The 25,418-nt window shown below is 71.9% G+C and carries 20 protein-coding genes; 8 read left to right on the forward strand and 12 right to left on the reverse strand.

Annotated features, from left to right (window positions below; all coding sequences use genetic code 11):
- Nucleotides 1–74 precede the first annotated feature (74 nt).
- Nucleotides 75–1,532: an MFS transporter gene (locus ACZ499_RS19595; protein ID WP_468676506.1), complete on the reverse strand. Its 1,458-nt coding sequence runs from the start codon at nucleotides 1,530–1,532 to the stop codon at nucleotides 75–77.
- 64 nt (nucleotides 1,533–1,596) lie between these two features.
- Between ACZ499_RS19595 and dusB the strand changes: the two genes are divergently transcribed.
- The 3 genes from dusB (at nucleotide 1,597) to ACZ499_RS19610 (ending at nucleotide 7,483) form a co-directional block, all read left to right on the forward strand.
- Complete coding sequence (gene dusB / locus ACZ499_RS19600) at nucleotides 1,597–2,742, forward strand: tRNA dihydrouridine synthase DusB (protein WP_468676508.1); 1,146 nt, start codon at nucleotides 1,597–1,599, stop codon at nucleotides 2,740–2,742.
- A gap of 458 nt (nucleotides 2,743–3,200) precedes the next feature.
- On the forward strand, nucleotides 3,201–5,924 hold the full coding sequence (gene ppdK / locus ACZ499_RS19605; protein ID WP_468676510.1) for a pyruvate, phosphate dikinase: 2,724 nt from the start codon (nucleotides 3,201–3,203) through the stop codon (nucleotides 5,922–5,924).
- 548 nt (nucleotides 5,925–6,472) lie between these two features.
- Nucleotides 6,473–7,483 carry an ArsR/SmtB family transcription factor gene (locus tag ACZ499_RS19610; RefSeq protein WP_468676512.1) on the forward strand — a complete coding sequence of 337 codons (1,011 nt, stop codon included), beginning with the start codon at nucleotides 6,473–6,475 and terminating at the stop codon, nucleotides 7,481–7,483.
- 105 nt (nucleotides 7,484–7,588) lie between these two features.
- On the opposite strand, the gene ACZ499_RS19615 is transcribed toward ACZ499_RS19610, so the two are convergent.
- From ACZ499_RS19615 to ACZ499_RS19655, 9 genes are all read right to left on the reverse strand, one after another.
- On the reverse strand, nucleotides 7,589–9,310 hold the full coding sequence (locus ACZ499_RS19615) for an APC family permease (RefSeq protein ID WP_468676513.1): 1,722 nt from the start codon (nucleotides 9,308–9,310) through the stop codon (nucleotides 7,589–7,591).
- 636 nt (nucleotides 9,311–9,946) lie between these two features.
- On the reverse strand, nucleotides 9,947–10,867 hold the full coding sequence (locus ACZ499_RS19620) for an oxidoreductase (RefSeq protein WP_468676515.1): 921 nt from the start codon (nucleotides 10,865–10,867) through the stop codon (nucleotides 9,947–9,949).
- Nucleotides 10,868–10,923: 56 nt separating this feature from the next.
- Complete coding sequence (locus ACZ499_RS19625) at nucleotides 10,924–11,709, reverse strand: SDR family NAD(P)-dependent oxidoreductase (RefSeq protein WP_468676516.1); 786 nt, start codon at nucleotides 11,707–11,709, stop codon at nucleotides 10,924–10,926.
- 105 nt (nucleotides 11,710–11,814) lie between these two features.
- Nucleotides 11,815–12,399 (reverse strand): TetR/AcrR family transcriptional regulator, encoded by a 585-nt coding sequence (locus ACZ499_RS19630; RefSeq protein ID WP_468676518.1) that lies wholly within the window; start codon nucleotides 12,397–12,399, stop codon nucleotides 11,815–11,817.
- A 16-nt stretch (nucleotides 12,400–12,415) separates the two neighbouring features.
- The gene (gene nirD / locus ACZ499_RS19635) at nucleotides 12,416–12,781 is read right to left on the reverse strand and encodes a nitrite reductase small subunit NirD (RefSeq protein ID WP_468676823.1); all 366 of its coding nucleotides are present in this window, start codon (nucleotides 12,779–12,781) and stop codon (nucleotides 12,416–12,418) included.
- A gap of 11 nt (nucleotides 12,782–12,792) precedes the next feature.
- The gene (nirB, locus tag ACZ499_RS19640) at nucleotides 12,793–15,324 is read right to left on the reverse strand and encodes a nitrite reductase large subunit NirB (RefSeq protein WP_468676520.1); all 2,532 of its coding nucleotides are present in this window, start codon (nucleotides 15,322–15,324) and stop codon (nucleotides 12,793–12,795) included.
- 284 nt (nucleotides 15,325–15,608) lie between these two features.
- A complete protein-coding gene (locus ACZ499_RS19645; RefSeq protein ID WP_468676521.1) occupies nucleotides 15,609–16,319 on the reverse strand; it encodes a class F sortase in 711 nt (236 codons plus the stop codon).
- Between the two features lie 6 nt (nucleotides 16,320–16,325).
- Nucleotides 16,326–17,018: a hypothetical protein gene (locus ACZ499_RS19650; protein ID WP_468676523.1), complete on the reverse strand. Its 693-nt coding sequence runs from the start codon at nucleotides 17,016–17,018 to the stop codon at nucleotides 16,326–16,328.
- 172 nt (nucleotides 17,019–17,190) lie between these two features.
- Nucleotides 17,191–17,970, reverse strand: a complete 780-nt coding sequence (locus ACZ499_RS19655; protein ID WP_468676524.1) for an aminotransferase class IV family protein — start codon at nucleotides 17,968–17,970, stop codon at nucleotides 17,191–17,193.
- A 68-nt stretch (nucleotides 17,971–18,038) separates the two neighbouring features.
- Between ACZ499_RS19655 and ACZ499_RS19660 the strand changes: the two genes are divergently transcribed.
- Entirely contained in the window at nucleotides 18,039–18,665 is a 627-nt protein-coding gene (locus ACZ499_RS19660; protein WP_468676525.1) for an NADPH-dependent FMN reductase, read from the forward strand.
- Between the two features lie 34 nt (nucleotides 18,666–18,699).
- Here the strand turns inward: ACZ499_RS19660 and ACZ499_RS19665 are convergent, their stop codons facing one another.
- Nucleotides 18,700–20,343 (reverse strand): M4 family metallopeptidase, encoded by a 1,644-nt coding sequence (locus ACZ499_RS19665; protein ID WP_468676526.1) that lies wholly within the window; start codon nucleotides 20,341–20,343, stop codon nucleotides 18,700–18,702.
- Nucleotides 20,344–20,417: 74 nt separating this feature from the next.
- Here ACZ499_RS19665 and ACZ499_RS19670 point away from each other — a divergent pair, with 74 nt between their 5' ends.
- The gene (locus tag ACZ499_RS19670) at nucleotides 20,418–20,774 is read left to right on the forward strand and encodes a gamma-glutamylcyclotransferase family protein (protein WP_468676527.1); all 357 of its coding nucleotides are present in this window, start codon (nucleotides 20,418–20,420) and stop codon (nucleotides 20,772–20,774) included.
- On the opposite strand, the gene ACZ499_RS19675 is transcribed toward ACZ499_RS19670, so the two are convergent.
- Nucleotides 20,704–21,393 (reverse strand): SanA/YdcF family protein, encoded by a 690-nt coding sequence (locus ACZ499_RS19675; RefSeq protein WP_468676529.1) that lies wholly within the window; start codon nucleotides 21,391–21,393, stop codon nucleotides 20,704–20,706. The two genes, ACZ499_RS19670 and ACZ499_RS19675, sit on opposite strands and share 71 nt — an antisense overlap.
- Nucleotides 21,394–21,594: 201 nt before the next feature.
- Here ACZ499_RS19675 and ACZ499_RS19680 point away from each other — a divergent pair, with 201 nt between their 5' ends.
- The 3 genes from ACZ499_RS19680 (at nucleotide 21,595) to ACZ499_RS19690 (ending at nucleotide 25,325) form a co-directional block, all read left to right on the forward strand.
- Complete coding sequence (locus tag ACZ499_RS19680) at nucleotides 21,595–22,524, forward strand: sirohydrochlorin chelatase (protein WP_468676531.1); 930 nt, start codon at nucleotides 21,595–21,597, stop codon at nucleotides 22,522–22,524.
- A 47-nt stretch (nucleotides 22,525–22,571) separates the two neighbouring features.
- Nucleotides 22,572–23,873: a deoxyguanosinetriphosphate triphosphohydrolase gene (locus tag ACZ499_RS19685; RefSeq protein ID WP_468676533.1), complete on the forward strand. Its 1,302-nt coding sequence runs from the start codon at nucleotides 22,572–22,574 to the stop codon at nucleotides 23,871–23,873.
- A 156-nt stretch (nucleotides 23,874–24,029) separates the two neighbouring features.
- A complete protein-coding gene (locus tag ACZ499_RS19690) occupies nucleotides 24,030–25,325 on the forward strand; it encodes an NAD(P)/FAD-dependent oxidoreductase (protein ID WP_468676535.1) in 1,296 nt (431 codons plus the stop codon).
- The last annotated feature ends 93 nt before the right edge of the window (nucleotides 25,326–25,418 follow it).

Genomic DNA, 25,418 nt, shown 5'->3' on the forward strand with positions numbered 1-25,418 from the left:
GAAGGGCCGGCGGCAAGCCATCGTGGGCGCGTAAGGCGGTGACCGCCTGTCCGCCCGCGTGGGGGCCCCGGTGGTTACGAGACCCCCGCCCCCACCACTTCCGTCTCCGTCTCCAGCCGCTCCGCCGTCCGCCGCGCCGACTCCCGGGCCCGGCGGCCGCTGGTGGCCGCGCCCATGAGGAGGACGGCCAGGCCGCACCCGGTGATGATCCACCAGGCCGGGCGGGCCGCGTCCGGGAAGGCGTCGGCGTAGCCGCCCGGGGCCGCGCCCGACAGGCCGCCCGCGAGGACCGCGCCGATCACGGCGACGCCCAGCGTCTGGCCCGTCTGGCGGCTGGTGGAGGCCACCGCCGCCGCGACGCCCGCCTGGGAGCGGGGCATTCCGGAGACGGCCGTGTTGGTGATGGGGGAGTTGACCATGCCGAAGCCGAGGCCGAACAGGACGTACCCGGTGAAGAGCAGAGGCGTCGACGACTCGCCCCGGAACGCCGAGAACACCAGCCCGCTCGCGGCCATCGTGACGCCCGCGATCAGCAGGGACGGCCGTGGGCCCCGGCTCGCGACCAGGCGCCCCGACAGCGGTGCCACGACGAGGGTGACCGCCGCCATCGGCACCATGTAGAGCCCGGCGTGCAGGGCGTTGAGCCCGCGTACGTTCTGCAGGTAGAGCGTGTTGACGAACAGGAAGCCGCCCAGCGCGGCGAACGCCGAGACCGCGATCACCGTCGCCCCGCTGAACGGAACGCTGCGGAAGAACCGCAGATCGATCAGCGGCTCGCGGCGCCTCGGCTCGTAGACCAGAAGGCCGGTGAGCGCGGCGAGCGCCACCGCGCAGAAGAACAGGATCCGCGCCGACGTCCAGCCGGCGCTCGGCGCCTCGATGATCGCGTACGTGAGGGAGCCGAGCAGCGCGACGACCAGGAGCTGGCCCACGGGGTCGGGGCGGCGCGGCTTCGGCGCGCGGGACTCGGGCACGTACCGCCAGGTCAGCAGGAGTGCGGCCAGGCCCACCGGCAGGTTGATCCAGAAGATCGAGCGCCAGCCGACCGAGTCGACCAGGAGGCCGCCGACGATCGGGCCCGCCGCCATGGAGATACCGACGACGCCGCTCCACACGCCGATGGCGCGGGCGCGCTCGCGCGGGTCGGTGAAGGTGTTGGTGATGATCGACATCGCCACCGGGTTCAGCATCGAGCCGCCGACCGCCTGGATCGTGCGGAAGGCGACCAGGGAGGAGAGGTTGGGGGCGAGCGAGCAGAGCAGCGAGCCGAGGGTGAATATGACCAGGCCCGCCATGAAGACCCGGCGGCGGCCGATCCGGTCGGCCGTGGAGCCGGAGAGCATCAGCAGGGAGGCGAGGACGAGCGTGTACGCGTCGATCGTCCACTGCATCCCGGAGACCGTGGTGTGCAGTTCGCGCTGCATGGTGGGCAGCGCCACGTTCAGGATCGTGTTGTCGAGGCCGACGATCAGCAGACTCATGCAGCAGATCGCCAGCACGAGCATGCGGCGCCGGGGGCTGAGATCGGGCATCCCTAGATAGTACGCCTAACTAACGACCCGGTCCATGTAGTACGGCTAACTAATTACCGCGGGGATGCGCGACAATGGCTGGATGACCACGCTCAACATCGGCCCGCATGCCGTGCAGCCTCCCGTGGTGCTGGCACCCATGGCCGGCATCACCAATGCCCCGTTCCGTACCCTGTGTCGCGAATTCAGCGGCGGCAAGGGGCTGTTCGTGAGCGAGATGATCACGACGCGGGCGCTGGTCGAGCGCAACGAGAAGACCATGCAGCTGATCCACTTCGACGAGTCGGAGACGCCCCGCTCGATCCAGCTGTACGGCGTCGACCCGGTCACCGTCGGCAAGGCGGTCCGGATGATCGTCGACGAGGACCTGGCCGACCACATCGACCTGAACTTCGGCTGCCCGGTGCCCAAGGTGACGAGGAAGGGCGGGGGATCGGCCCTGCCCTACAAGCGCCCACTGCTGCGGGCGATCCTCAACGAGGCCGTCTCCAACGCGGGGGGCCTGCCGGTCACCATGAAGATGCGCAAGGGCATCGACGACGACCACACCACGTATCTGGACGCCGGGCGGATCGCCGTCGAGGAGGGCGTCACCGCGATAGCGCTGCACGGCCGCACCGCCGCCCAGCACTACGGCGGCACCGCCGACTGGGACGCCATCGCGCGCCTGAAGGAGCACGTCCCGGAGGTCCCGGTGCTCGGCAACGGCGACATCTGGTCCGCCGAGGACGCGCTGCGGATGATGAAGGAGACCGGCTGCGACGGCGTCGTCGTGGGCCGCGGCTGCCTCGGCCGCCCCTGGCTCTTCGGCGACCTGGTGGCCGCGTTCGAGGGTACGGACTCCTATGCGCGCCCCACGCTGCGTACGGTCGCGGACGTGATGGTGCGGCACGCGACGCTGCTGGGCGAGTGGATCGGCGACGAGTCGCGCGGTGTGATCGACTTCCGCAAGCACGTGGCCTGGTACCTCAAGGGGTTCGCGGTCGGCTCGGAGATGCGCAAGCGGCTGGCGATCACCTCGTCCCTGGAGGAGCTGAGCGCTCAGTTGAGCGAGCTCGACCTGGACCAGGGGTGGCCGGAGGGCGCAGACGGCCCGCGCGGGCGCACCTCGGGCAACAACCGGGTGGTCCTGCCGGACGGCTGGCTGAAGGACCCGTACGACTGCTCGGGCATCAGCGCGGACGCCGAGCTGGACACCTCGGGCGGGTAGACCGGTATCAACTGGAGGAAAACGGCGGAACCGGACCCGGTTCCGCCGTTTCGCGTGGGCGTGATCCAGGGTCCGGATCGTGGAATTCCGGCCCGTCCGACGGCGTGATTCTCGCCACGCCTGATAGGGGTTGCGCTCAGGTGAGCGCTTTCGAGGCGGCTGCATCTCTAGAAGGGGTGGCACTGAGTGCCACCCCTTCAGTGTTCAAGAAGTGAACTCACTTGCGCCGACAGGCGCTCAGAAGAGCGCGAAACCTGCATTCTTGACGTATCCGGGTTCAGGGAGTGAACACATCAAGATCGCTCCGGTTACATGGCGGTTACTTTCGATCTGGTGGCGGACGAGTGGTTAAGGCCCCATGACGCGCAAGTGGACGTACCCAGACACCTTCGATCTGGGTATGTTCCTCGCCGTCAGGGCAGCCGCCACGCTATTTCGGAGCCGAGGAGTCGAGACCCGTGTCGGAAGACAAAGACCTCCAGCACAGCCAGAAGTTCGTCTACGACTTCACCGAAGGGAACAGGGACCTCAAGGACCTGCTCGGTGGAAAAGGCGCGAACCTCGCCGAGATGACCAACCTCGGCCTGCCGGTCCCTCCCGGCTTCACCATCACCACCGAGGCGTGCAAGGTCTACCTCGACAGCGGTGAGGAGCCGGCCGCGCTGCGCGACGAGGTCAGTGCGCACCTCGACGCCCTTGAGCAGAAGATGGGCAAGAAGCTCGGCCAGGCCGACGACCCGCTGCTCGTCTCCGTACGCTCGGGCGCCAAGTTCTCCATGCCCGGCATGATGGACACCGTCCTCAACATCGGGCTCTCCGACGCCTCGGTGACCGGTCTCGCCAAGCAGTCCGGCGACGAGCGCTTCGCCTGGGACTCCTACCGCCGCCTCATCCAGATGTTCGGCAAGACCGTGCTCGGCGTGGACGGCGAGCTCTTCGAGGACGCCCTTGAGGACGCCAAGGCCGCCAAGAAGGTCACGGTCGACACCGACCTCGACGCCGCCGACCTGAAGAAGCTGGTCAAGCACTTCAAGAAGGTCGTCAAGGCCGAGTGCGGACGCGACTTCCCGCAGGACCCGCGCGAGCAGATGGACCTCGCCGTCAAGGCGGTCTTCGAGTCGTGGAACACCGACCGCGCCAAGCTCTACCGCCGCCAGGAGCGCATCCCGGGCGACCTGGGCACCGCCGTCAACATCTGCTCGATGGTGTTCGGCAACCTCGGCCCCGACTCGGGCACCGGCGTCGCCTTCACCCGCGACCCCGCCTCCGGCCACCAGGGCGTCTACGGCGACTACCTGCAGAACGCCCAGGGCGAGGACGTCGTCGCGGGTATCCGCAACACCGTGCCGCTGGCCGAGCTGGAGTCGATCGACAAGAAGTCGTACGACCAGCTCATGCAGATCATGGAGACCCTTGAGACCCACTACAAGGACCTCTGCGACATCGAGTTCACCATCGAGCGCGGCCAGCTCTGGATGCTCCAGACCCGGGTCGGCAAGCGCACCGCCGGTGCCGCCTTCCGGATCGCGACCCAGCTGGTGGACCAGGGCCTGATCGACGAGGCCGAGGCGCTCCAGCGCGTCAACGGCGCCCAGCTGGCCCAGCTGATGTTCCCGCGCTTCGACGACCAGGCCAAGGTCGAGCAGCTCGGGCGCGGCATCGCCGCCTCCCCGGGCGCCGCGGTCGGCAAGGCGGTCTTCGACTCGTACACCGCCATCAAGTGGTCCCGCTCGGGCGAGAAGGTCATCCTGATCCGCCGCGAGACCAACCCGGACGACCTGGACGGCATGATCGCCGCCGAGGGCATCCTGACCTCGCGCGGTGGCAAGACCTCGCACGCGGCGGTCGTTGCGCGCGGCATGGGCAAGACCTGTGTCTGCGGCGCCGAGGAGCTGGAGGTCGACACCAAGCGGCGGCGGATGACCGCGCCGGGCGGTGTGGTCGTCGAGGAGGGCGACGTCGTCTCCATCGACGGCTCCACCGGCAAGGTGTACCTCGGTGAGGTCCCGGTCGTGCCGTCGCCGGTCGTCGAGTACTTCGAGGGCCGCATGCACGCGGGCGCCGACGACGCGGACGAGCTGGTCGCGGCCGTGCACCGGATCATGGCGTACGCGGACCGGGTTCGCCGCCTGCGCGTACGGGCCAACGCCGACAACGCCGAGGACGCCCTGCGGGCACGGCGGTTCGGCGCCCAGGGCATCGGCCTGTGCCGCACCGAGCACATGTTCCTCGGCGAGCGCCGCGAGATGGTCGAGCGGCTGATCCTGGCCGACACCGACGAGGAGCGTGAGACGGCACTCAGTGCCTTGCTGCCGCTCCAGAAGAAGGACTTCGTCGAGCTCTTCGAGGCGATGGACGGTCTGCCGGTGACGGTACGGCTGCTCGACCCGCCGCTGCACGAGTTCCTGCCCGACATCACCGAGCTGTCGGTCCGCGTCGCGCTCGCCGAGTCCCGCAAGGACGCCAACGAGAACGACCTGCGACTGCTCCAGGCCGTGCACAAGCTGCACGAGCAGAACCCGATGCTGGGCCTGCGCGGCGTACGCCTCGGCCTGGTCATCCCGGGTCTGTTCGCCATGCAGGTGCGGGCGATCGCGGAGGCCGCGGCCGAGCGCCGGGGCGCCAAGGGCGACCCGCGTGCGGAGATCATGATTCCGCTGGTCGGCACGGTCCAGGAGCTGGAGATCGTCCGCGACGAGGCCGACCAGGTGATCGCCGAGGTCCAGGCGGCCACGGGTACCGACCTCAAGCTCACCATCGGCACGATGATCGAGCTGCCGCGCGCCGCCCTGACGGCGGGCCAGATCGCCGAGGCGGCCCAGTTCTTCAGCTTCGGCACCAACGACCTGACCCAGACGGTCTGGGGCTTCTCGCGGGACGACGTGGAGGCGAGCTTCTTCACCGCGTACCTGGAGAAGGGCATCTTCGGGGTCTCGCCGTTCGAGACCATCGACAAGGACGGCGTCGGCTCGCTCGTGCGCTCCGCCGTCGAGGCCGGCCGGGCCACCCGCCCCGACCTGAAGCTGGGCGTCTGCGGCGAGCACGGCGGCGACCCGGAGTCGGTGCACTTCTTCCACGAGGTGGGCCTGGACTACGTGTCCTGCTCGCCGTTCCGCATCCCGGTGGCGCGCCTGGAGGCGGGCCGCGCGGCGGCGGAGTCGAAGGGCAGCGACTCCCGATAAGACCCCGGAGCCGCCACCGGGTCCCCGACCCTCAACACCGATCCGGTGGCGGCTCCGGATCCACAGAGAAGGGGCGGCACCCTGTGCGGGGGTGCCGCCCCTTCCGCATGCCCGCGCGCCCTTCTCCTGCTTGCTCCTGGCCGGGCACGGATGCGGGCACAGATGATTCCTGGGTGTGCGTCCGCTTAATTCCTGTTGAAGTGCGGACATTCAACGGGCCCTTGGCCCTAAATGCAGAGTGCGGTTCACGGATCCCCATCCGTGAACCGCACTCTGTCATCCCCGCCGGGCACGGAGCCGCCACCATGCCTACCGCCGCCAGACGAAGCAAAGCCCCCCACGGTCCTCACAACGTCTTTCCGGTCGGCCCGGTGTCGTGCCCGACGTCGTACAGCTTTTCGGTACACACGGGCTGCTCGCGATGCCTTTCAAGTGTGGCTGAAAGGCCGGTGGTCACGGCCTGTGACGGTAGGCATACTCAGGGGCGGGACGATTGCGGATGCAACACGATGCAACACGTTGCAACATTCGAGACAGGTGGAGATTCGGTGCTGCGTATTCATTTCACTGGCGTGGACCTGGCCCGGGTGCGCATGGCGCCTGGTCCGGACGCGCTGTGGGAAACGATTCTCAGCTTTCATCGATTAAGAGACCGTCGGGGCGCCCTAGTCTTCGGTGAATGGCGAACGGAAACGCGTACCCGGTTGAACGGCGAAACACGTCTGCTCTCCGCAGTGGTGCCGGGCCGCGGCTATTTTCCCGACTTCCTCACGCCCGCCGAAGGGCCGCACACCATCGAGTCAGGGCTCGAGGTCGTGCGCGAGACGGGAGAGGACCGGCTGTACGACGAGCTCTCCCGGGTCGCGGGGCCCCGGGGGCTGCCCCGGTGGGTGCGGGCGCTCGCCGAGGGCCGCGGCGAGCCGCTGGATCGTCTCATGGGCGCGCTGCGCAGCTACCACCGGGCCGCCATCTCGCCGTACTGGACGCACATCCAGGCCCGCGTCGACGCCGACCGGGCCGCCCGCGGCCGCGCGCTCCTCGACGGCGGGGCGGACGAACTCCTCGCCTCGCTCCCGCCGATGATGCGCTGGCGCGCCCCCGTCCTGGAGGCGGACTACCCGGTGGACCGGGACGTGTACCTGGAGGGCCGCGGGCTGCTGCTGCAGCCGTCCTTCTTCTGCCGCCGTACGCCGGTGACGCTCCAGGACCCGCTGCTGCCGCCGGTGCTGGTGTATCCGGTGACGCACACCCTCACGCCGTACGAGAGGCAGGGCGCGGGCACCGCGCCCGGCCCCTCGCTCGGCCGGCTGGTCGGGCACACCCGCTCGGCGGTGCTCCAGTCGATAGGCCACGGCTGTACGACGAGCGAACTCGCCCGCCGGGCGGGGGTGTCGCTCGCCTCGGCCAGCCAGCACGCCGGCGTCCTGCGGGAGGCCGGGCTGCTGGTGACCCTGCGGCACGGGAGCGCGGTGCTGCACACGCTGACCCCGTTGGGGACGGCGCTGCTGCGGGGCGGCCAGCCGGTAATGGCGGAACGTTCCGCCTCGGCGACGCTGTAGGTCGTACGGGCTCCCGGGGGGTGGCTGGAAACGGTCGCTCCCCGGCGGGTCCCCGACGTGGGCCCGCCGGGGAGGTGCCGGGGCTTGTCGGACGCGGGTCCGCCCTCAGAGCCGGAAGCGCAGGCGGCAGATGGCCGCGTCCGTATCGCGCCGCACCGCGTGCGCGAGGACCGAGCCGCGCTGGTTCTGGAGCAGCCGCTGCCAGATGTGGGCGGGCTCGACCTCCGGTATCAGCACGGTGACCCGGGTGTTCGGGTGGTAGCGGTGCACGCGGTCCACGTACGCGGCGACCGGGCGGCCCACCGTGCGGTGCGGGGAGTGCAGTTCGACCAGCTCCACGCCCGGGTTCCACAGCTGCCAGTCGCGGCGCAGCGCCTCGGTGGCCCGGCGGTCCTCCTCGTCGGGGTGGGTGACGGTGACGGCCCGTACCTCGTCGCCCAGCGACACGGCCGCGTTCAGCGCGTCGCCGGTGAGCCGGGACAGGTGCGACACCGGCACGATGACCAGGGAGCGGTCGCGGTGCGGCGGCTCCGGGACGCGGCCGAGGCCGATGCGCTCGCTGATCCTGCCGTACGCGCGGTGCACCGCCTCGAAGGCCAGCACGAGCAGCGGCAGCGCGATCGCCACGAGCCAGGCGCCGTCGGTGAACTTGGTCGCGGTGACGACGACCGCGCTCACCCCGGTCAGCAGGGCGCCGAAGCCGTTGAGCGCGGCCTTGGCACGCCAGCGCTCGGACCGCTCGCGCCGCCAGTGCAGCACCATGCCGGTCTGGCAGATGGTGAACCCGACGAAGACGCCGATCGCGAAGAGCGGTACCAGGGTGTTGGTGTCGCCGCCCGAGAAGAGGAGCAGCGCGCCCGAGACGGTGGCGAGCGCGAGGACGCCGTGGCGGTGCACCTGGCGGTCCGCCTTGAGGCCGAAGACGTGCGGCAGATAGTTGTCGCGGGCGAGCAGCGACATGAGGACGGGCAGTCCGCCGAAGGAGGTGTTGGCGGCGAGCGCGAGCAGGACGACAGTGGCGAACTGGACGACGTAGAAAGCCCAGTTGTGGCCGAGGGAGGCGTCCGCGAGCTGGGCGAGGACGGTGACGCCGTCGACCGGCTGGAGGTGGAAACGCCCGATGAGCACGGAGAGCCCGATGAGCATCACGCCGAGCAGGGCGCCGAGCGCGACCTCGGTGCGCTGGGCGCGCTTGGCAGCCGGGGCGCGGAAGGACGGCACGGCGTTGGCGACGGCCTCGACGCCGGTCAGCGCCGAGCAGCCGGAGGCGAACGCCTTGAGCAGGAGCAGCGCGCCGACGCTGGTGGCGTTGCCGGTCAGGACCGAGGCGTGCCCGTCGGCGGCCTGCGTGGAGACCGGTCCGTCGCGCAACAGCCCGGCCACGACGATCGCCAGGATCGACCCGACGAAGACGACCGTGGGGACGAGGAAGGCCTTGGCGGACTCGACGATGCCGCGCAGGTTCACGGCGGTCACGAGGACGAGCACGCCGAGGCAGATGGGGAGGCGGTCGTCGTAGAGACCGGGGAGGGCGGAGGTCAGCGCGGCCACGCCGGCGGTGACGGAGACGGCGACGTTCAGCACGTAGTCGAGGATCAGCGAGGCCGCGGCGACCAGGCCGGTGCGCGGGCCGAGGTGGGCACGGGCCACCGCGTAGGAGCCGCCGCCGTTCGGGAACGCGGCGATGACCTGGCGGTACGAGGCGACGAGTACGGCGAGCAGGGCGGCGATGGCGAGCGTCACGGGCAGGGTGAACCCGAGCCCGTACGACCCGGCCGCGGCCAGCACCAGCACGATGGCCTCGGGGCCGTACGCGACGGAGGCCATGGCGTCGAGGGAGAGGGCGGCGAGGCCCTGGGTGGCGGTGAGGCGGTGTCGGTCGGCCTCGCCGGTTGCGCCTGTGGCTCCGGCCCCGGTTCCGGGGGGTTCCTCGGCCGCGGGTCCGGCGGGCCCGGGTCATCGACTTGATCAGCATCCCCCGATGGTCCGCCGCGCCCTGCCCGGGGCCCGGGATCGTTGTCGGGGTCTTGTCGGGCGGGGGCGGGTTCCTGACGGGGCCTTGACGGGGTGGGATTCCCCCACCCCGCCCGTTCCCTAAACCCTCCGGGGGTGGGTGGGTGGTGGAGGTGGTCTCCCGGGGGCTCCGCCCCCGGACCCCCGGGCGGGGCCTGCGGCCCCTGCACCCCGCGCCGGGGCTGCCCCCCCGCCCCCGTTCCTCGCACGCCGGAGAGGCCGAATTTCCCACCGCCGGTGCCTCACATCGTGGCCGCACCCCATCTCCCTGAGGGGCGCGGGGAACTGCGCGACCAGCCACCCACAGCCCGCAGACAACCACCGGGCCAAGAAGGGGCGCGGGGAACTGCGCGACCAGCCACCCACAGCCCGCAGACAACCACCGGGCCAAAATGGGGCGCGGGGAACTGCGCGACCAGCCCCCACCGACCCGCAGACAACCACCGGGCCTCACAACCCGTACCGCACCCCCGTCAACTGCTCAGACGCCACCCACAGACGCTCCCCCGTCCCGTCGTCCAGGGTCCACTTCGCTCGGGACGATCTCGCGGGGGCGCCGCGCCAGCCCTGGAGGCGGGGGCCCGTGAAGGAGTCGGGGCGGACGGACGGGGCCGTGGCGGCGTACAGCGTGGGGAGGGCGCCGGCCTCGGCGGGCTGGGCCAGGAGGCGGTTGCCGAGTTGGGCCAGGCGTTCGGCGGCGCGGCGGCCCTCCATGCGGGCGCCGGCCGTCTGGAGGTTGGTCGAGGCATAGCCGGGGTGCGCGGCGGCGGCCACCACGGCCGAGCCCGCCGACCGCAGCTGGCGGGACAGCTCGTGGACGAAGAGGAGGTTGGCCGTCTTGGAGCGGGCGTAGGCGATCCAACGGCGGTAGCGGCGGTCGCTGTTGAGGTCGGCGAGGTCGATGTTGGAGAGGGCGTGCAGACCGCTGGAGACCGAGATCACCCGCGCCGCCGGGGCCGCCCGGAGTTGGGACAGAAGCAGGCCCGTGAGCGCGAAGTGGCCCAGGTGGTTGACCCCGAACTGCCGCTCGAAGCCGTCCGCCGTCTTGCCGTACGGCAGCGCCATCACACCCGCGTTGTTGATCAGCAGATCCAGACTGTCCTGCTGATACGTTTCTGCGAAAGCCCGGACCGAGGACAGGTCCGCCAGGTCCAGCGGTACGAACTGGACGTTCGCGCCGTATACCTGACGGTTGATCAGGGCTTCCGCCTCCTTGCCCCGGGCCTCGCTGCGGCAGGCCAGGATCACGTGCGCGCCCTTGCGGGCGAGTTCGCGTGCCGTGATGAGTCCGATGCCGCTGTTCGCCCCGGTGACGACCGCCGTACGGCCGCTCTGGTCGGGGATGTCCCTCGCGCTCCAGCCCTGAGTCATGCGGCCCACCGTACCGTCCGGTAGGTCCGGACAGCAGGGGCCCGCCGGGCCGGGGCTCAGGCGGCCGAGCCGCCGTCGATCACCAGGTCCGTGCCCACCGCCGACGCCGCGTCGTCCGAGGCCAGATAGAGGACCGCCGCCGCGATCTCGGCGGTGGTCGAGACCCGGCCCAGTGGCGAGTCCGTCTTCATCCGCACCGTGCGCTCGGCCTCCGTCTCGCCCGTGCGCAGCGACATCGTGGTGGCGGAGGCGCCGGGGCTGACCGCGTTGATGCGGATGCCGTCCTGGATGTGGTCGAGGGCGGCGGCCCGGGTCAGCGCGGAGACCGCGGCCTTGGTGGTGAGGTACCCGGCGGCGCCCGGGATCCGCTTGTGGGCGCCGAGGTTGGAGCCGACGTTGACGATCGCGCCGCCGTGCTCCTGGGTGCGCATCTGGCCGACCTCGGCCCGGAGGGCGAGGAAGACGCCGGTGAGGTTGGTGTCGAGCATGGCCTGCCAGTCCTCGGGCGCCAGGTCGGCGAGGGCCGCGCCGCCCTTGCCGCGCAGCACCGCGGCGTTGTTCACAGCGACGTCGAGCGAGCCGAAGCGGTCGACGACGGCCGACACCAGGGCGCGCACGTCCTCGGCGCGGGAAACATCGGCGGGGAACGCGGCCGCCACCCCGCCTGCCTCCTCGATCAGTGCCACGGTCTCGTCGAGCGAGGCTGCGGTACGTCCGGCGACGGCCACCCGGGCCCCCTCGGCGGCGAAGGCGAGTGCGATGGCCCGGCCTATCCCGGATCCGGCCCCGGTGACGAGCGCGGTCCTGCCGGTGAAGCGGACGGCAGCTGAGCGAGTAGACATTTCTTGACCAATCATTCTGTTATCGGGGGAGGAGAAAGCGGGCGCCGCCCTGGTGCGGCGCCCGCGTCGGGGCTGTTTTGTTCAGTCCAGCAGTGCCAGCTTTGTTCAGTCCAGCAGTGCCAGCGCGGCCTCGGCCGCCTCCCGCACCCTCGCCGGGTCGTCGGACGCCTTGCCCATCACCCGCATGCCCTGCATGAGCACCAGGAAAAGACGGGCCAGTGAGCGCGGATCGCGCTCGGGCGGCAGTTCGCCCTGGGCCCCGGCCCGTACGAGCGCGGAGTGCAGCAGCGTCTCCAGCCGCTCCCACGCCTGCTCGACCCGACGGGCCGCGGCGGCGTCGTGCGGGCCCACCTCGGCGGCGGTGTTGGTGGCGAAACAGCCGTTCAGACGGGTTTCCGGGGCAGTCGACTCGGCGGCGAAGCGGCGGACGACGGCCCGCACCGCGGGCAGTGCGGGGCCCGGCGCCGACAGCTCGCGGAACAGGATCGCGCTGTGTGTCTCGCCGTACCGGTCGAGCGCCTTCAGATACAGCTCGTGCTTGTTGCCGAAGGTCGCGTAGATGCTGGCGCGGCCGATGCCGAGGTGCTCGACGAGGTCCGCCATCGACGTCGCCTCGTAGCCGCGCTGCCAGAACAGCTCTACGGCCGACTGGAGCGCGGCGTCCGGATCGAATTCCTTGGTCCTGGCCACGAGGACGACAGTAGGGCTATATGGAATGATCGGTCAAGTACACCTGGAGCGAGACCTCGTCGTCGTCCAGGCACTGGCCCGTCTCCAGGTCGAAGCGCTGCTTGAGCAGCGGCGAGGCGACGAAGGCCCGGCCCTGCGCCGTACCGAGCAGTCCGCGCGACATGACGTACGCGCCGGTGAACGGGTCGCGGTTGTCGATCGCGTACGCGCGTCCGGTGCGGTCGGTGAAGACCGCCGCCTGGCGCCCGTCGGGCAGCAGCGCGGCGACCCCCCGGCCGGGTATGAGCCGCGCGCGCTCGCAGACCTCGAACCAGCCGTCGTCCAGAAGGAGTCGGATGCTGCTGTCGTCGATCGTGGGGTTGTTGATCGTGGCGTCGTTCATCGTCGCGTTGTTCATCGTGCGGCCACCTCCAGGGTCAGGACGGGCAGTTCGGGCTTGATCTGGCCGCGCTCGGGCACGAACCGGACCGTGGGGTCGGGAGTGCCGGGCGCGTTGACGAAGGAGACGAACCGGGCGAGGCGCTCGGGGTCCTCGACCGTCTCGGCCCACTCGTCGCGGTACGCGGAGACATGGGTGGCCATCAGCGCCTCCAGCTCGTCGCAGATGCCGAGTGAGTCGTCGACCACCACGTCCTTGACGTGCTTGAGGCCGCCCTCGATCCGCTCCAGCCACACCGAGGTGCGCTCCAGGCGGTCGGCGGTGCGGATGTAGAACATGAGGAACCTGTCGATCAGACGGACGAGTTCCTCATCCGTCAGGTCCTGGGCCAGCAGGTCCGCGTGGCGCGGGGTCGCCCCGCCGTTGCCGCCCACGTACAGGTTCCAGCCGTTGGCCGTGGCGATCACGCCGAAGTCCTTGGACTGGGCCTCCGCGCACTCGCGGGCGCACCCCGAGACCGCCGACTTCAGCTTGTGCGGGGAGCGCAGACCCCGGTAGCGCAGCTCCAGTTCGATCGCCATCCTGACCGAGTCCTGCACTCCGTAGCGGCACCAGGTCTGTCCCACACAGGACTTCACGGTGCGCAGCGACTTGCCGTACGCGTGGCCCGACTCGAACCCGGCGGCCACCAGCCGCGCCCAGATCACCGGGAGCTGGTCGACCCGCGCGCCGAAGAGGTCGATGCGCTGGCCGCCGGTGATCTTCGTGTAGAGGCCGTAGTCGCGGGCCACCTCGCCGATGACGATCAGCTTCTCGGGGGTGATCTCGCCGCCGGGGATGCGCGGCACGATCGAGTACGAGCCGTTGCGCTGGATGTTGGCGAGGAAGTGGTCGTTGGTGTCCTGGAGCGCGGCCTGCTCGCCGTCGAGGATGTGGCCGTTGCCGAGGCTCGCCAGGATGGAGGCGACGGCGGGCTTGCAGATCTCGCAGCCGTCGCCGCCGCGCGCGGCCGGGCGCCCGTGCTCGTCCAGGAGCTGCTGGTACGAGCCGACGCGCAGCGCGAGCGCGATCTCGTACAACTCCTGGCGGGTGTGGGAGAAGCAGTCGCACAGACCGCCGTCGCCGGTCTTCGGCAGCAGCTTCTCGATGGTCTTGAGGCAACTGCCGCAGCCCGTACCGGCCCTGGTGCACTTCTTGACCTCGGGCAGCGAGCCGAGCGGGGTGATCGCGCCCTTGGTGACGTTGTGGCAGGAGCAGATCACCGCGTCGTCGGGCAGCGCCTCCGGGCCGAGGGCGACGGGTGCGCCGAGGCCGGGGGGCAGCACCAGCTGCTCGGCGGGGATCGGCGGGATGTGGCCGGTGAGCGGGCGCAGCGTGCCGTACATCTCGGCGTCCCCCACCAGGACCCCGCCGAGCAGGGTGCCGTCGGGGGAGACGACCAGCTTCTTGTAGATGCCCGAGCGTGCGTCCGTGTAGACGACGTCGAGGCTGCCCTCGGCGGTGCCGTGCGCGTCTCCGAAGGAGGCCACGTCCACGCCGAGCAGCTTCAGCTTGGTGGACATGTCGGCGCCGGTGAAGGACTTCTCCGGCTGCTCCTCGCCGCCGGCGAGGGTGTCGGCGACCGCGACCGCCATCTCATATCCGGGCGCGACCAGGCCGTACACCTTTCCGTCGCAGGCCAGCGCGCACTCGCCGATCGCGTAGACGGCCGGGTCGGAGGTGCGGCACTGCTCGTCGACCACGATGCCGCCGCGCTCGCCCACCGTCAGACCGCAGTCGCGGGCCAGCTGGTCGCGCGGGCGCACCCCGGCCGAGAAGACGACCAGGTCGGTGTCGAGGCGGGAGCCGTCGGACAGGAGCATGCCGTCCACGGCCAGCTCACCGGTGACCTCCTGGGTGCCGACCCCGGTGTGGACCGACAGGCCCATGTTCTCGATGGTGCGCAGGAGGGCCGCGCCGCCGCCGTCGTCCACCTGGGCGGGCATCAGACGCGGCGCGAACTCCACGATGTGCGTGGCCAGTCCCAGCCCCTGGAGCGCGCCCGCCGCCTCCAGGCCGAGCAGCCCGCCGCCGACCACCGTGCCGGTGGTCGCGGTGCGGGCGTACTCCTCGATGGCGAGCAGGTCCTCGATGGTCCGGTAGACGAAACAGCCCGCCAGGTCCTTGCCGGGCACCGGCGGCACGAAGGGGTACGAGCCGGTGGCGAGCACCAGGACGTCGTACGCGAAGACGCTCCCGGAGCGCGCGGTGACCGTGCGGGCGGCCCGGTCCACGCTCTGCGCGGGGTCGCCGAGGTGCAGCTCGATGCCGTACTTCTCGATGAACCCGTCCTCCACCATGGAGAGTTCGTCGGGTGTGGTGCCGGTGAAGTACGAGGTGAGGTGGACCCGGTCGTAGGCGGGGCGGGGTTCCTCACCGAGCACCACCACGCGGGCGTGGTCGGTGACCCCCTTCTCGGCCAGGGCTTCCAGGAATCGCTGGCCGACCATGCCGTGGCCGACCACGACGATCGTGCGGGCTGCGGCCGAGGGCGCGGGTGTGGTCATGTCGGAACCCTCCGTCGTGGGTGAGCGGGTGCGGCGGGGGCGGGGTGGCCGGCGGGCCGACCGGCACGGTGTCCGAACCCATGACCGCAGCCTGCAAGGCCGCTGTTTCCCTGTCGGATCTGACCGGTTTCCCGGGCGCAACGGCCCGCTCAGTCCCGCGAGGGGGTGCCTGTGAGTGTTCTGCGGAAGCGGTGGGGGTGGCCGTGAGCCGGGCGTACTCACTCCGCGCGCCGACGGGACGCGCGGAGGGGGTACGCGGAGGGGGCGCGGCTGCCCCGGGGGCCTTACCCCGTGCCGGTCAGATGGGCGAAGACCACCACGTTGCCCCGGTAGCCCCACTTCTCGTTGAAGCCGCCGCCGCAGGTGATCACGCGCAGCTCCGGGCGCCCGGCCGGGCCGTACACACGCCGGTCCGGAAAGGCGTCGTTCGGATACACCTCGACCGCGTCGACGGTGAAGAGCGCCGTGCGCCGGTCCGCGCGGGCCACCTCGATCCGGCTGCCCTTCTTCAGCGCGCCCAGTGCGTAGAAGACGGCGGACCCGCGCGCGTCGTCGACGTGCCCGGCCACCACGGCCGTGCCGTCGGCCCCCGGCGCGGTGCCGTCCTTGTACCACCCGGCGGACCCGCTGCTGCCCGGCGGCGGCACGTCCAGGCTGCCGTCCCGGGCCAGGCCGAGCCGCATCACCGGCGCGTCCACCCGGATCGCCGGGATCCGGATGCGTACGGGCTCGGAGGGCGGCAGGGCCGCTCCCGCGAGGGCGCCGCCCGTACGGGCTTCACCCACGCGCGCGTGGGGCGAGCCGGTCCCGCCCGCGGGGGCGATGCTCGCCGCGCCCGTGAACGACTCCGCCCGCGACGGCTGCGGCGGCCCGGCCGTCTCCATGCCCTGCCGCAGCAGCCACACCCCGACGCACACGGCGATACAGACCAGCCAGCCGTTGCGGCGCCGGGCGGCCTGGGCGTCCCGCAGCGACTGGGCCGACCGCGACGACAAGAGCCGTCAGCCCCGGTCCTGCGGGCCGCGCGCCCGGCGGCGCAGCAGCAGACCGCCGGTGACGGCGGCGACGGACAGGACGGCCGCACCGGCCACGATCTCGGCCCGGTTGGAGGTGGTCGCGCTGCCGCCGATCCCGGTCTTCACATGGCCCTTGGGCTCGTTGTGCTCGCCCGTGCCGTTGTGCTCGCCCGTGTCGTGGCGGTCGCCCGTGCCGTTGTGCTCGCCCGTGTCGTGGCGGTCGCCCGTGCCGTTGTGCTCGCCCGTGTCGTGGCGGTCACCCGTGCCGTTGTGCTCACCCGTGTCGTGGCGGTCGCCCTGGTCCCAGCCGGTGTGCTCGCCGCCGCCCGAAATCGTCACATCGCCCCGGGCGGATTTGCCGTTGTCGCAGGTCACCGTGATCTCGCCGGTCCCGGGACTGGCGGTGTGCGGCACGGTGAACTGTCCGGCGAGCACTTCTTTGCGGGTGGAGACGGTGAGCGGGAACTCGCCGTCGCCCAGCGCCCGCGCGTCCCCGGTGGCATGGCCGTCGTGGCCGCACGCGGTCGTGTTCACGGTGACGGTGGTGCCCGGCGCGGCCGACGACGGCCAGACCTCCAGACCCGCGCCGCCGAAGTCGTTGGCGTACGCGGGTGCGCCGCCGAGGCCCAGCAGGGCGGCCGCGAGCGCGGAACCGGTCAGCAGGCGGGCAGTACGCATGGGTCCTCCGGGGGGCGGGGTGCCTTGCTTCTCCCTCCGAGGTAAGTGGCCCGCGCGGACGTCCGCCCCCCGGCGGGGGGCGAAAGGGTGACGGCGGCGGGCGCCCGTCACCCGTTCGCGCGGGCGCCGCCCGGTGCCACCTGCGAGGCGGTACTCCTGAGGCGCCCCCGCCTCAGATCGTGTCCCAGGGCACCTCCGCGTACAGCCGCCAGACCGTCTTCATCAGTTCCGCGTCCACGGCGAACGCGGTGTCGTCGATCCGGGCCACCGGTGCGATGCCCTGCGAGTTGGTGACGAAGGCCGCCCGGTACGCGCCGAGATCGCCCAGCGTGACCGGGCGCCGGACCGTGGCCGTGCCGTACTGCGGCAGCCGTGACTGGACCAGCGCCATGGTCGTGCCGAGCAGCGCCGCGCGGTCCGGCCACACCACCGAACTCCCGTCCCAGAACGCGATGTTGGTGATCGCCCCCTCGGCGATCTCCCCGCCGGGACCGGTCAGGAGCGCCTCGTCGCAGCCCTCGCGGGCGGCGACCCGGCCGAAGTATGCCTGGCCGAAGCCGCCGAGGTGCTTGACGTGGGCGACCGGCCGCTCGTACGGCACGGAGAGCAGGTGCTGCGGCTCCGGCGACATGTCCAGCGGCGGCCGTACGGTCACCATCACGGCCGGGTCCTCGTCCGGCCCGTACACATAGACGCGCGTCGCCGCGTCCTCGGCGCCGGCCGCCTTCAGGGCCTGCCGGACCAGCGCGCGGACCCGCTCGCCGTCGAGGCCGGGGCCGAACAGTTCGCGGGTCGCCGCGTCGAGCCGCGCCAGGTGCAGCGCGAGCCCGCGCACCCGGCCGCCGCGTACCTGCATCGCGGTGAAGTGGCCGTATGCGCCGGTCAGAGCGGGGATGCGCAGATTCTCGGCGTCGGCGGGGCGGCCGTTGATCTCGACATAGGGAGTCGTCATCGGGCCACCGTAATAGGGGTACGAGTGGGGTTGACCTGAAGCTGAGTCGAGGTGTGAAGCTCCTCGGCATGGACATCACCACCGCTCCCGGCACGGAGCCCCCCGCCGCCGCTTCCACCGCCCCGCTCCGCCTCGCCGTGATCATCGGCTCGAACCGCGAGGGCCGCTTCGGCCCGGTCGTCGGGAAGTGGCTGCTCGACCGGCTGCGTGAGCGCGACGACTTCGAGGTCGAGCTGATCGACCTGGCCGAGACCGCCCTGCCGACCTCGCTCTCGTACGATCCGGCGCCGCCCGTCAAGGCGGTCCTCGACACCGTGACGCCCAAGCTGGCGCGGGCCGACGCCTTCCTCGTCCTCACCCCCGAGTACAACCACTCCTTCCCCGCCTCGATCAAGAACCTCATCGACTGGCACTACGTCCAGTGGCAGGCCAAGCCGGTCGGCTTCGTGTCCTACGGCGGGATGTCGGGCGGTCTGCGGGCCGTCGAGCACCTGCGCCAGGTCTTCGCCGAGCTGCACGCGGTCACGGTCCGGGACACGGTCAGCTTCCACCACGCCCGCGGTCTCTTCGAGCCGGATGGCGAGCTGCGCGAGCCCACCGAGCCGGAGGCGGCCGTCAAGCGGCTCCTCGGCCAGCTCGGCTGGTGGGGGCGGACGCTGCGGGACGCCAAGGAGTCCCGTCCGTACGCCGCTTGAGCCCGGCGTACGAACGGGGGAGCGGGGTGCCGGGTCAGCCGACGGCGACCGCCGACCAGGCGGCGGCGACCGCGTTCTGCTCCGCACTGCCGCTGCCGTACAGGTCCTTCGCCGCGTTCAGGGTCGCCGCGCGGGCGGCCGCGTAGTTGGTGGAGGACGTCATGTAGACGCTCAGGGCCCGGTACCAGATCTTGCCGACCTTGTCGTGGCCGATGCCGGAGACCGTGGAGCCGTTGCAGGTGGGGCTGTTGTACGAGACGCCGTTGATCACCTTGGCGCCACTGCCCTCGGAGAGCAGATAGGCGAAGTGGTTGGCCACTCCGGAGGAGTAGTGGACGTCGAGGTTGCCGACGCCCGAGTACCAGCAGTCCGCCGACTTGGTGTCGGTCGAGGGCTTGTCCATGAAGCGCAGGGCGGGCTTGCCGAAGCCCGGCTTCACGATCATCTCGCCGATGAGGTAGTCGCCCTGGTCGCCGGCGTTGGCCGCGTACCACTCGACCATGGTGCCCATGATGTCGCTGGTGGCCTCGTTGAGGCCGCCGGACTCACCGGAGTAGGTGAGGGCGGCGGTCTTGGAGGTGACGCCGTGCGACATCTCGTGCCCGGCCACGTCGAGGGCGACGAGCGGCCCGAACGTGGTGCCGTCGCCGTCGCCGTACGTCATGCAGAAGCAGCTGTCGTCCCAGAAGGCGTTGTTGTAGTTGCTGCCGTAGTGGACGCGGTTGTACGAGCCCTTCCCGTCACCGGCGATGCCGTTGCGGCCGTGGACGTTCTTGTAGTAGTCCCAGGTCGTGTTGGTGCCGTACTGGGCGTCCACGGCGGCCGTGGAGCGGTCGGTGTTGGCGCCGGTGCCCCAGTGGTTGTCGGCGTCCGTGAACAGCACGGCGGGCGCCCGGACGAAGCAGATGCCGAAGAAGCACAGGTCCGTCTTGTTCTGGGCGTCACCGGTGTAGGTGTTGCCACGGGTGGGGTCCTTGAGCTGGTGCGAGGACCCGGACAGCGTGGTTTCCAGGGGCACGGTCCCGCTGTACAGCGACGTGCCGTCGCCGGCCGCGGTCTCGATGGAGTCCCAGGCGTCGATGCGGGCGCCGGTGCGGGCGTCGGTGAGGACCACGCGCGCGACCGGGTTGCCCAGCGAGTCGCGGGCGGCGGTCCGGGTGCGCCAGGCCAGCTTGGGCGTGCCGTGCAGCGCGTCGACGACGAGCTCGGGCTTGGCGGTCAGGCCCTTCAGGCCCTGGTGGGCCGCGCGCAGCTCCGCGGAGGCGAGGCCGGCGGCGCGGGGCGCGGAGAGCGCGGGGGCGATGGTCGGCACGGCGAGGTCGTTCGCCACCGCCCGGTCGGCGCCGCGATAGGCCCCGGTGGGGGAGAGGTGGACGACGAAGTCGCCGCCGAGCACGGGCAGTCCGCGGTACGTGCGGTCGTAGCGCACATGCCGGCTGCCGTCGGCGTCCACGATCACGTCCCGTACGGACGTGCCCTGGGCGGCGGTCACCGCGAGCGCGTCCGCGTGCGCGCCGACGGCGCTGTCGGCGTCGCGGACGGCGGTGTCACGGGAGGGGACCTGAGGCCGGGGTTCGGCCACGGCGGAGACGGGGGCGAGCGCGGCGGCGAGCATGGCACCGGCCGCGACGGCTATCCCGGCGGTGGTGAGGCGCGATGCGTTCCGTGTCGGTCTCATCGGGCTCCTCGGTCATGGGGGGTCGGCTCGGGTAGAGCTGATGCCCCATCAGTTTTAGGGGTACATGACAGGTGGTGTCCATAGCGCCGCCACCGCTCCGCCGGAAGCGCGGCGATTCACCTGCGGACCGTCTGTGGCTGATCGCGCCGCTCCCCGAGGCGTACGGCCAAGTCCTGCGGGTGCTCGACCAGTTGGAGGAGTGCTACGGGCCGGGCGATCCCCGGAACCTGTACGACCGGGTGGCGCGGACCGTCGAGCTGCCGGGCGGGGCCACCGCCCGCGCCTGGGTCTATCCGGCGGCGGCCCCACTGGCCCGGGAGCTGCGGGCGCACGGCACACCGCTGCCCGGCGGCGACTGGCTCACCGTCCGTCGGCCAGCGCCCGCGCCACCCCGCTCTCCTTCGGCCCGAGGAAACGCGGATCGGGCTTGAAAGCGGCGTCCAGGACGGCCTTGCCCGCCGCGAACACCTCGCGGGTGGAGCCGTAGTACCAGGTGGTGTCATGCACGGCGTCGACCGCGACCCCGTACGAGTCGACCCCGGCGGCCTCGCACAGCGCGACGGCCCGCCGGATGTGGAAACCCTGGCTGACCAGCACCGCGCGCTCCACACCGAAGATCTTCCTGGCCCGTACACAGGAGTCCCAGGTGTCGAATCCGGCGAAGTCGCTGACCACCCGCTGGTCCGGGACCCCGTGCCTGACCAGGTACGCGCGCATCGCGTCCGGCTCGTCGTACTCGGCCCGCCCGTTGTCCCCGGTCACCAGGACCGCCCTGACCTTCCCGGCCCGGTACAGCTCGACCGCCGCGTCGAGGCGGTGCGCCAGGTACGGCGACGGCTCGCCGTCCCACAGCCCGGCCCCGAACACCACCGCGACCCCGGACGCGGGCGCCTGCGCCACGGTCCCGACCTTGCCGTCGGCGGCCGTGAACATCCAGGCGGCGGGCGCCAGCGCGAGGGTGCACAGCGCCGCGACGGCCTGCACGGCCCGGCGCCGCCCCGTGCGGGTGCGCGGCAGCCCGATCCGTACGCGAGTGCGCGGCAGGCGCATGAGGTTCCCCCTGGGTTCGACGGTGTTCGAGCGGTTCGACGGGTGTTCGAGTGATCGGATGCAGGGGAGGGGCGGGCGGTTCTGCCCGGTGTCGTGGGGGAGCCCCCGATCCCACCGGCCGCCCCGCCCCCGTGAGGCGGCGGAAAACACTCGTCACCACGGCGCAACGACATGGCAATGTGGGCCCGGCAGGATCGGTCCATGACGGAGATGGAACCGGAGACTCAGTCGCAGTTCTTGTCCGCCCGCCAGTCGCTGCCGCTCGACAGCACGGCTGAACTCGTCACCCGCATCGCCGCCCAACTGGGCAGCCAGCTCAGCCACGTCCGACTGAACGGGAGCCGCAAGCCGATGCCCACGACCGCCCGGCCGGCCCCCGCCCGGCCTCCCCGGCCCGCCCTGGTCGCCGTCGCGCACGGCAGCCGCGACCCCCGCGCCCTGCGTACCGTCACCGCCCTGCTCGACCTGGTCCGCGAACTGCGCCCCGGGCTCGACGTACGGCTCGGCCACATCGAGATCGACGAGCCCGCGCTGCCCGCCACGCTCGCGGAGCTCGGCGCCGGCCGCGCCGTCCTCGTACCGCTGCTGCTGAGCCGTGGCTACCACGTCAAGCAGGACATCCCGGCCGCCGTCGCCGACGCCCCCCGGCTGCGCACCCGCGTCGCACGGCCGCTCGGCCCGCACCCGCTGCTCGTCGAGGCGCTGTACGAGCGGCTCGTCGAGGCCGGGTGGGACGATGACCCGCGCGCGCGTGGCGCCGGAGGAGTCGTGCTCGCCGGGGCCGGGTCGCGCGACCCCGAGTCGGCCGCCGACACCCGCCGCACCGCCGCGATGCTGAGCGAGCGCCTCGGCGGTGTGCCGGTGGTACCCGCCTACGCCTCGGCCGCCGCCCCCACCGTCCCCGAGGCGCTGCGGGCGCTCGCCGCGCGCGGCCGCCACCGGGTCGCGATCGCGTCGTACTTCACCGCGCCCGGCCGGTTCGCCACGCAGAGCGCCGCCCACGCGCGCGGTGTCGCCGCGGCCCCGCTCGGCGCGCACCCGGCCGTCGCCCGCCTCGTCCTGACCCGCTACGACCAGGCACTCGCCGCAGCCCCGTTCTCCACCCCGCACCGCGAACTCGCCACGGCCTGAGTGGCCGCCCTGCCCCGGTTGTCAGTGGTTCCGTTTACTGTCGGTGCATGGAAGGCATCGCAGCACACCACCCCGGGTACGGCCCGTCCGACGTCGAGCGGTGGGCCGCCGAGCCAGACAAACGGCCCGGCCGCACCGCCTTCCAGCGCGACCGCGCGCGCGTGCTGCACTCCGGAGCGCTGCGCCGCCTGGCGGGCAAGACGCAGGTCGTGACGCCGGGCGTGACCGGCCAGCTGTGGGACGCGAGCCCGCGCACCCGGCTCACCCACTCCCTGGAGTGCGCCCAGGTCGGCCGCGAGCTCGGCCTCGCCCTCGGCTGCGACCCCGACCTCGTCGAGGCGGCCTGCCTCTCGCACGACATGGGCCACCCGCCCTTCGGGCACAACGGCGAGCAGGCGCTCAACGACTTCGCCAAGGACTGCGGCGGCTTCGAGGGCAACGCGCAGTCGCTGCGCCTGCTGACCCGTCTGGAGCCCAAGCGCTTCATGCACGGTGAGGGCACCGGCGAGCCCGTCAGCGTCGGCCTCAACCTCACCAGGGCCGCCCTGGACGCGGCCACCAAGTACCCCTGGGCGCGCGGCGGCCACCCCACCGACCCGCAGTCCGGGAAGTTCGGGGTCTACGAGGACGACCTGCCGGTCTACGACTGGGTGCGCCAGGGCTCCGAGCCCCACCGCAAGTGCTTCGAGGCCCAGGTCATGGACTGGGCGGACGACGTGGCGTACTCGGTCCACGACTTCGAGGACGGGCTGCACGCCGGCCACATCGACCCCAGCCTGCTCTTCTCCGAGCCCGAGCGGCAGGACATCTGGCGCGTGGCGGTCGGGCGGTACGTGCCGGCGGACACCGCCCCGCAGGAGCTCGCGGACGCGCTCGACCGGCTGATCGACGAGGAGTGGTGGCCGCACGGGTACGACGGCTCGGCGGTCGCCCAGGCCCGCCTCAAGGACGCCACCAGCCAGCTCATCGGCCGGTTCTGCCTGGCGGCCGAGAGTGCGACCCGAGAGCACCACGGCTCCGGGCGGCTCACCAGGTACGGGGCGGAGCTGGTCGTGCCGCGTGCGACGCGCAACGAGTGCGCGGTGCTCAAGGCGGTGGCCGACCGCTATGTGATGCAGCGCGACGAGCAGGAGCGGCTCCGCGCCGACCAGCGCATCATTCTGGCCGAACTGGCCGAAGCGCTCACCGCGCGCGCCCCGGCGGAGGGGCTCGACCCGCAGTTCCGCGCGCTCTTCGCGGCCGCCCCCGACGACCGCGCCCGCAAACGGGTCATCGTCGACCAGATCGCGTCCCTGACCGACGCGGCGGCCCTGTCCCTGCACGCCAGACTCACCGCCCGGCGCGGATGAGGCACTGCGGAAGGCGCTTTCGCCCACGTACGACGCACGTATGACGCACGGATGAAGCCCGGCCACTCGGCGCCCCCAACGGAGCAAGCCCCCTTCCCCCATCACGCTCCGTGCGGGACGCTCACAGATGGCGGTTGAGCAACGAGGAGGCATCAAGTGGTCGACGCAGACCGGACATTTGTCATTGTCGGTGGAGGACTGGCCGGGGCCAAGGCCGCCGAGACCCTGCGCGCCGAGGGGTTCAACGGCCGGGTGATCCTCATCGGCGACGAGCGGGAGCACCCGTACGAACGGCCTCCCCTGTCCAAGGGGTTCCTCTCCGGCAAGGAGGAGCGCGACAGCGTCTTCGTCCACGAGCCCGCCTGGTACGCGCAGAACGACGTGGAGCTCCACCTCGGCCAGACCGTCACCGCCATCGACCGCGCGGCCAGGACCGTCCGGCTCGGCGACGGCACCCTCATCGGCTACGACAAGCTGCTGCTCGCCACCGGCTCCGAGCCCCGCCGCCTCGACATCCCCGGCACCGACCTGGCCGGCGTCCACCACCTGCGCCGCCTCGCCCACTCCGAGCGGCTGCGCAACATGCTCAAGGCCCTCGGCCGCGACAACGGCCACCTGGTGATCGCCGGGGCCGGCTGGATCGGCCTGGAGGTCGCCGCCGCCGCGCGCGGATACGGGGCGGAGGTCACCGTCGTCGAGCCCGAGCAGACCCCGCTGCACCAGGTCATCGGCCCCGAGCTCGGCCAGATCTTCACCGATCTGCACGCCGAGCACGGCGTCCGCTTCCACTTCGGCGCCAGGCTCACCGAGATCGCCGGCCAGGACGGCATGGTCCTGGCCGCCCGCACCGACGACGGCGAGGAGCACCCGGCGCACGACGTGCTCGCCGCGATCGGCGCCGCCCCGCGCACCGCGCTCGCCGAGAACGCGGGGCTCGCCCTCGTCGACCGGGCCGACGGCGGCGGGATCGCCGTGGACGCCTCGCTGCGCACCTCCGACCCGGACATCTTCGCCGCCGGTGACGTGGCCGCCACTCCCTTTCCCCTCTGGGGCACTCCGCTGCTCGACACCCGGCTGCGCGTGGAGCACTGGGCCAACGCCCTCAACGGCGGCCCGGCCGCCGCGCGCGCGATGCTGGGCCAGGAGGTCAGCTACGACCGCGTGCCGTACTTCTTCTCCGACCAGTACGACCTGGGCCTGGAGTACTCGGGCTGGGCGCCCCCAGGTTCGTACGACCAGGTGCTGCTCAGGGGTGACGCGGGCAAGCGCGAGTTCATCGCCTTCTGGCTGAAGGAGCGGCGGGTCCTCGCGGGGATGAACGTGAATGTGTGGGACGTCACAGAGGCGATTCAGAGCCTGATCAGGGCAGGAACGAAGGGCGTCCAGGTGGACCCCGACCGGCTCGCGGACCCGTCCGTGCCCCTGGAGGACCTCGTGCCCGACCAGTCCTGACCGTCACCGCAGCCCCGGCTGCGATTCCCGGAGGGGCGACCCCCGGACCCCCGGCCGGGGAGGCCGTCCATCGCGCCCCGGGAGTGTCCGCCC

It is taken from the genome of Streptomyces sp. NPDC031265 (assembly GCF_055570295.1).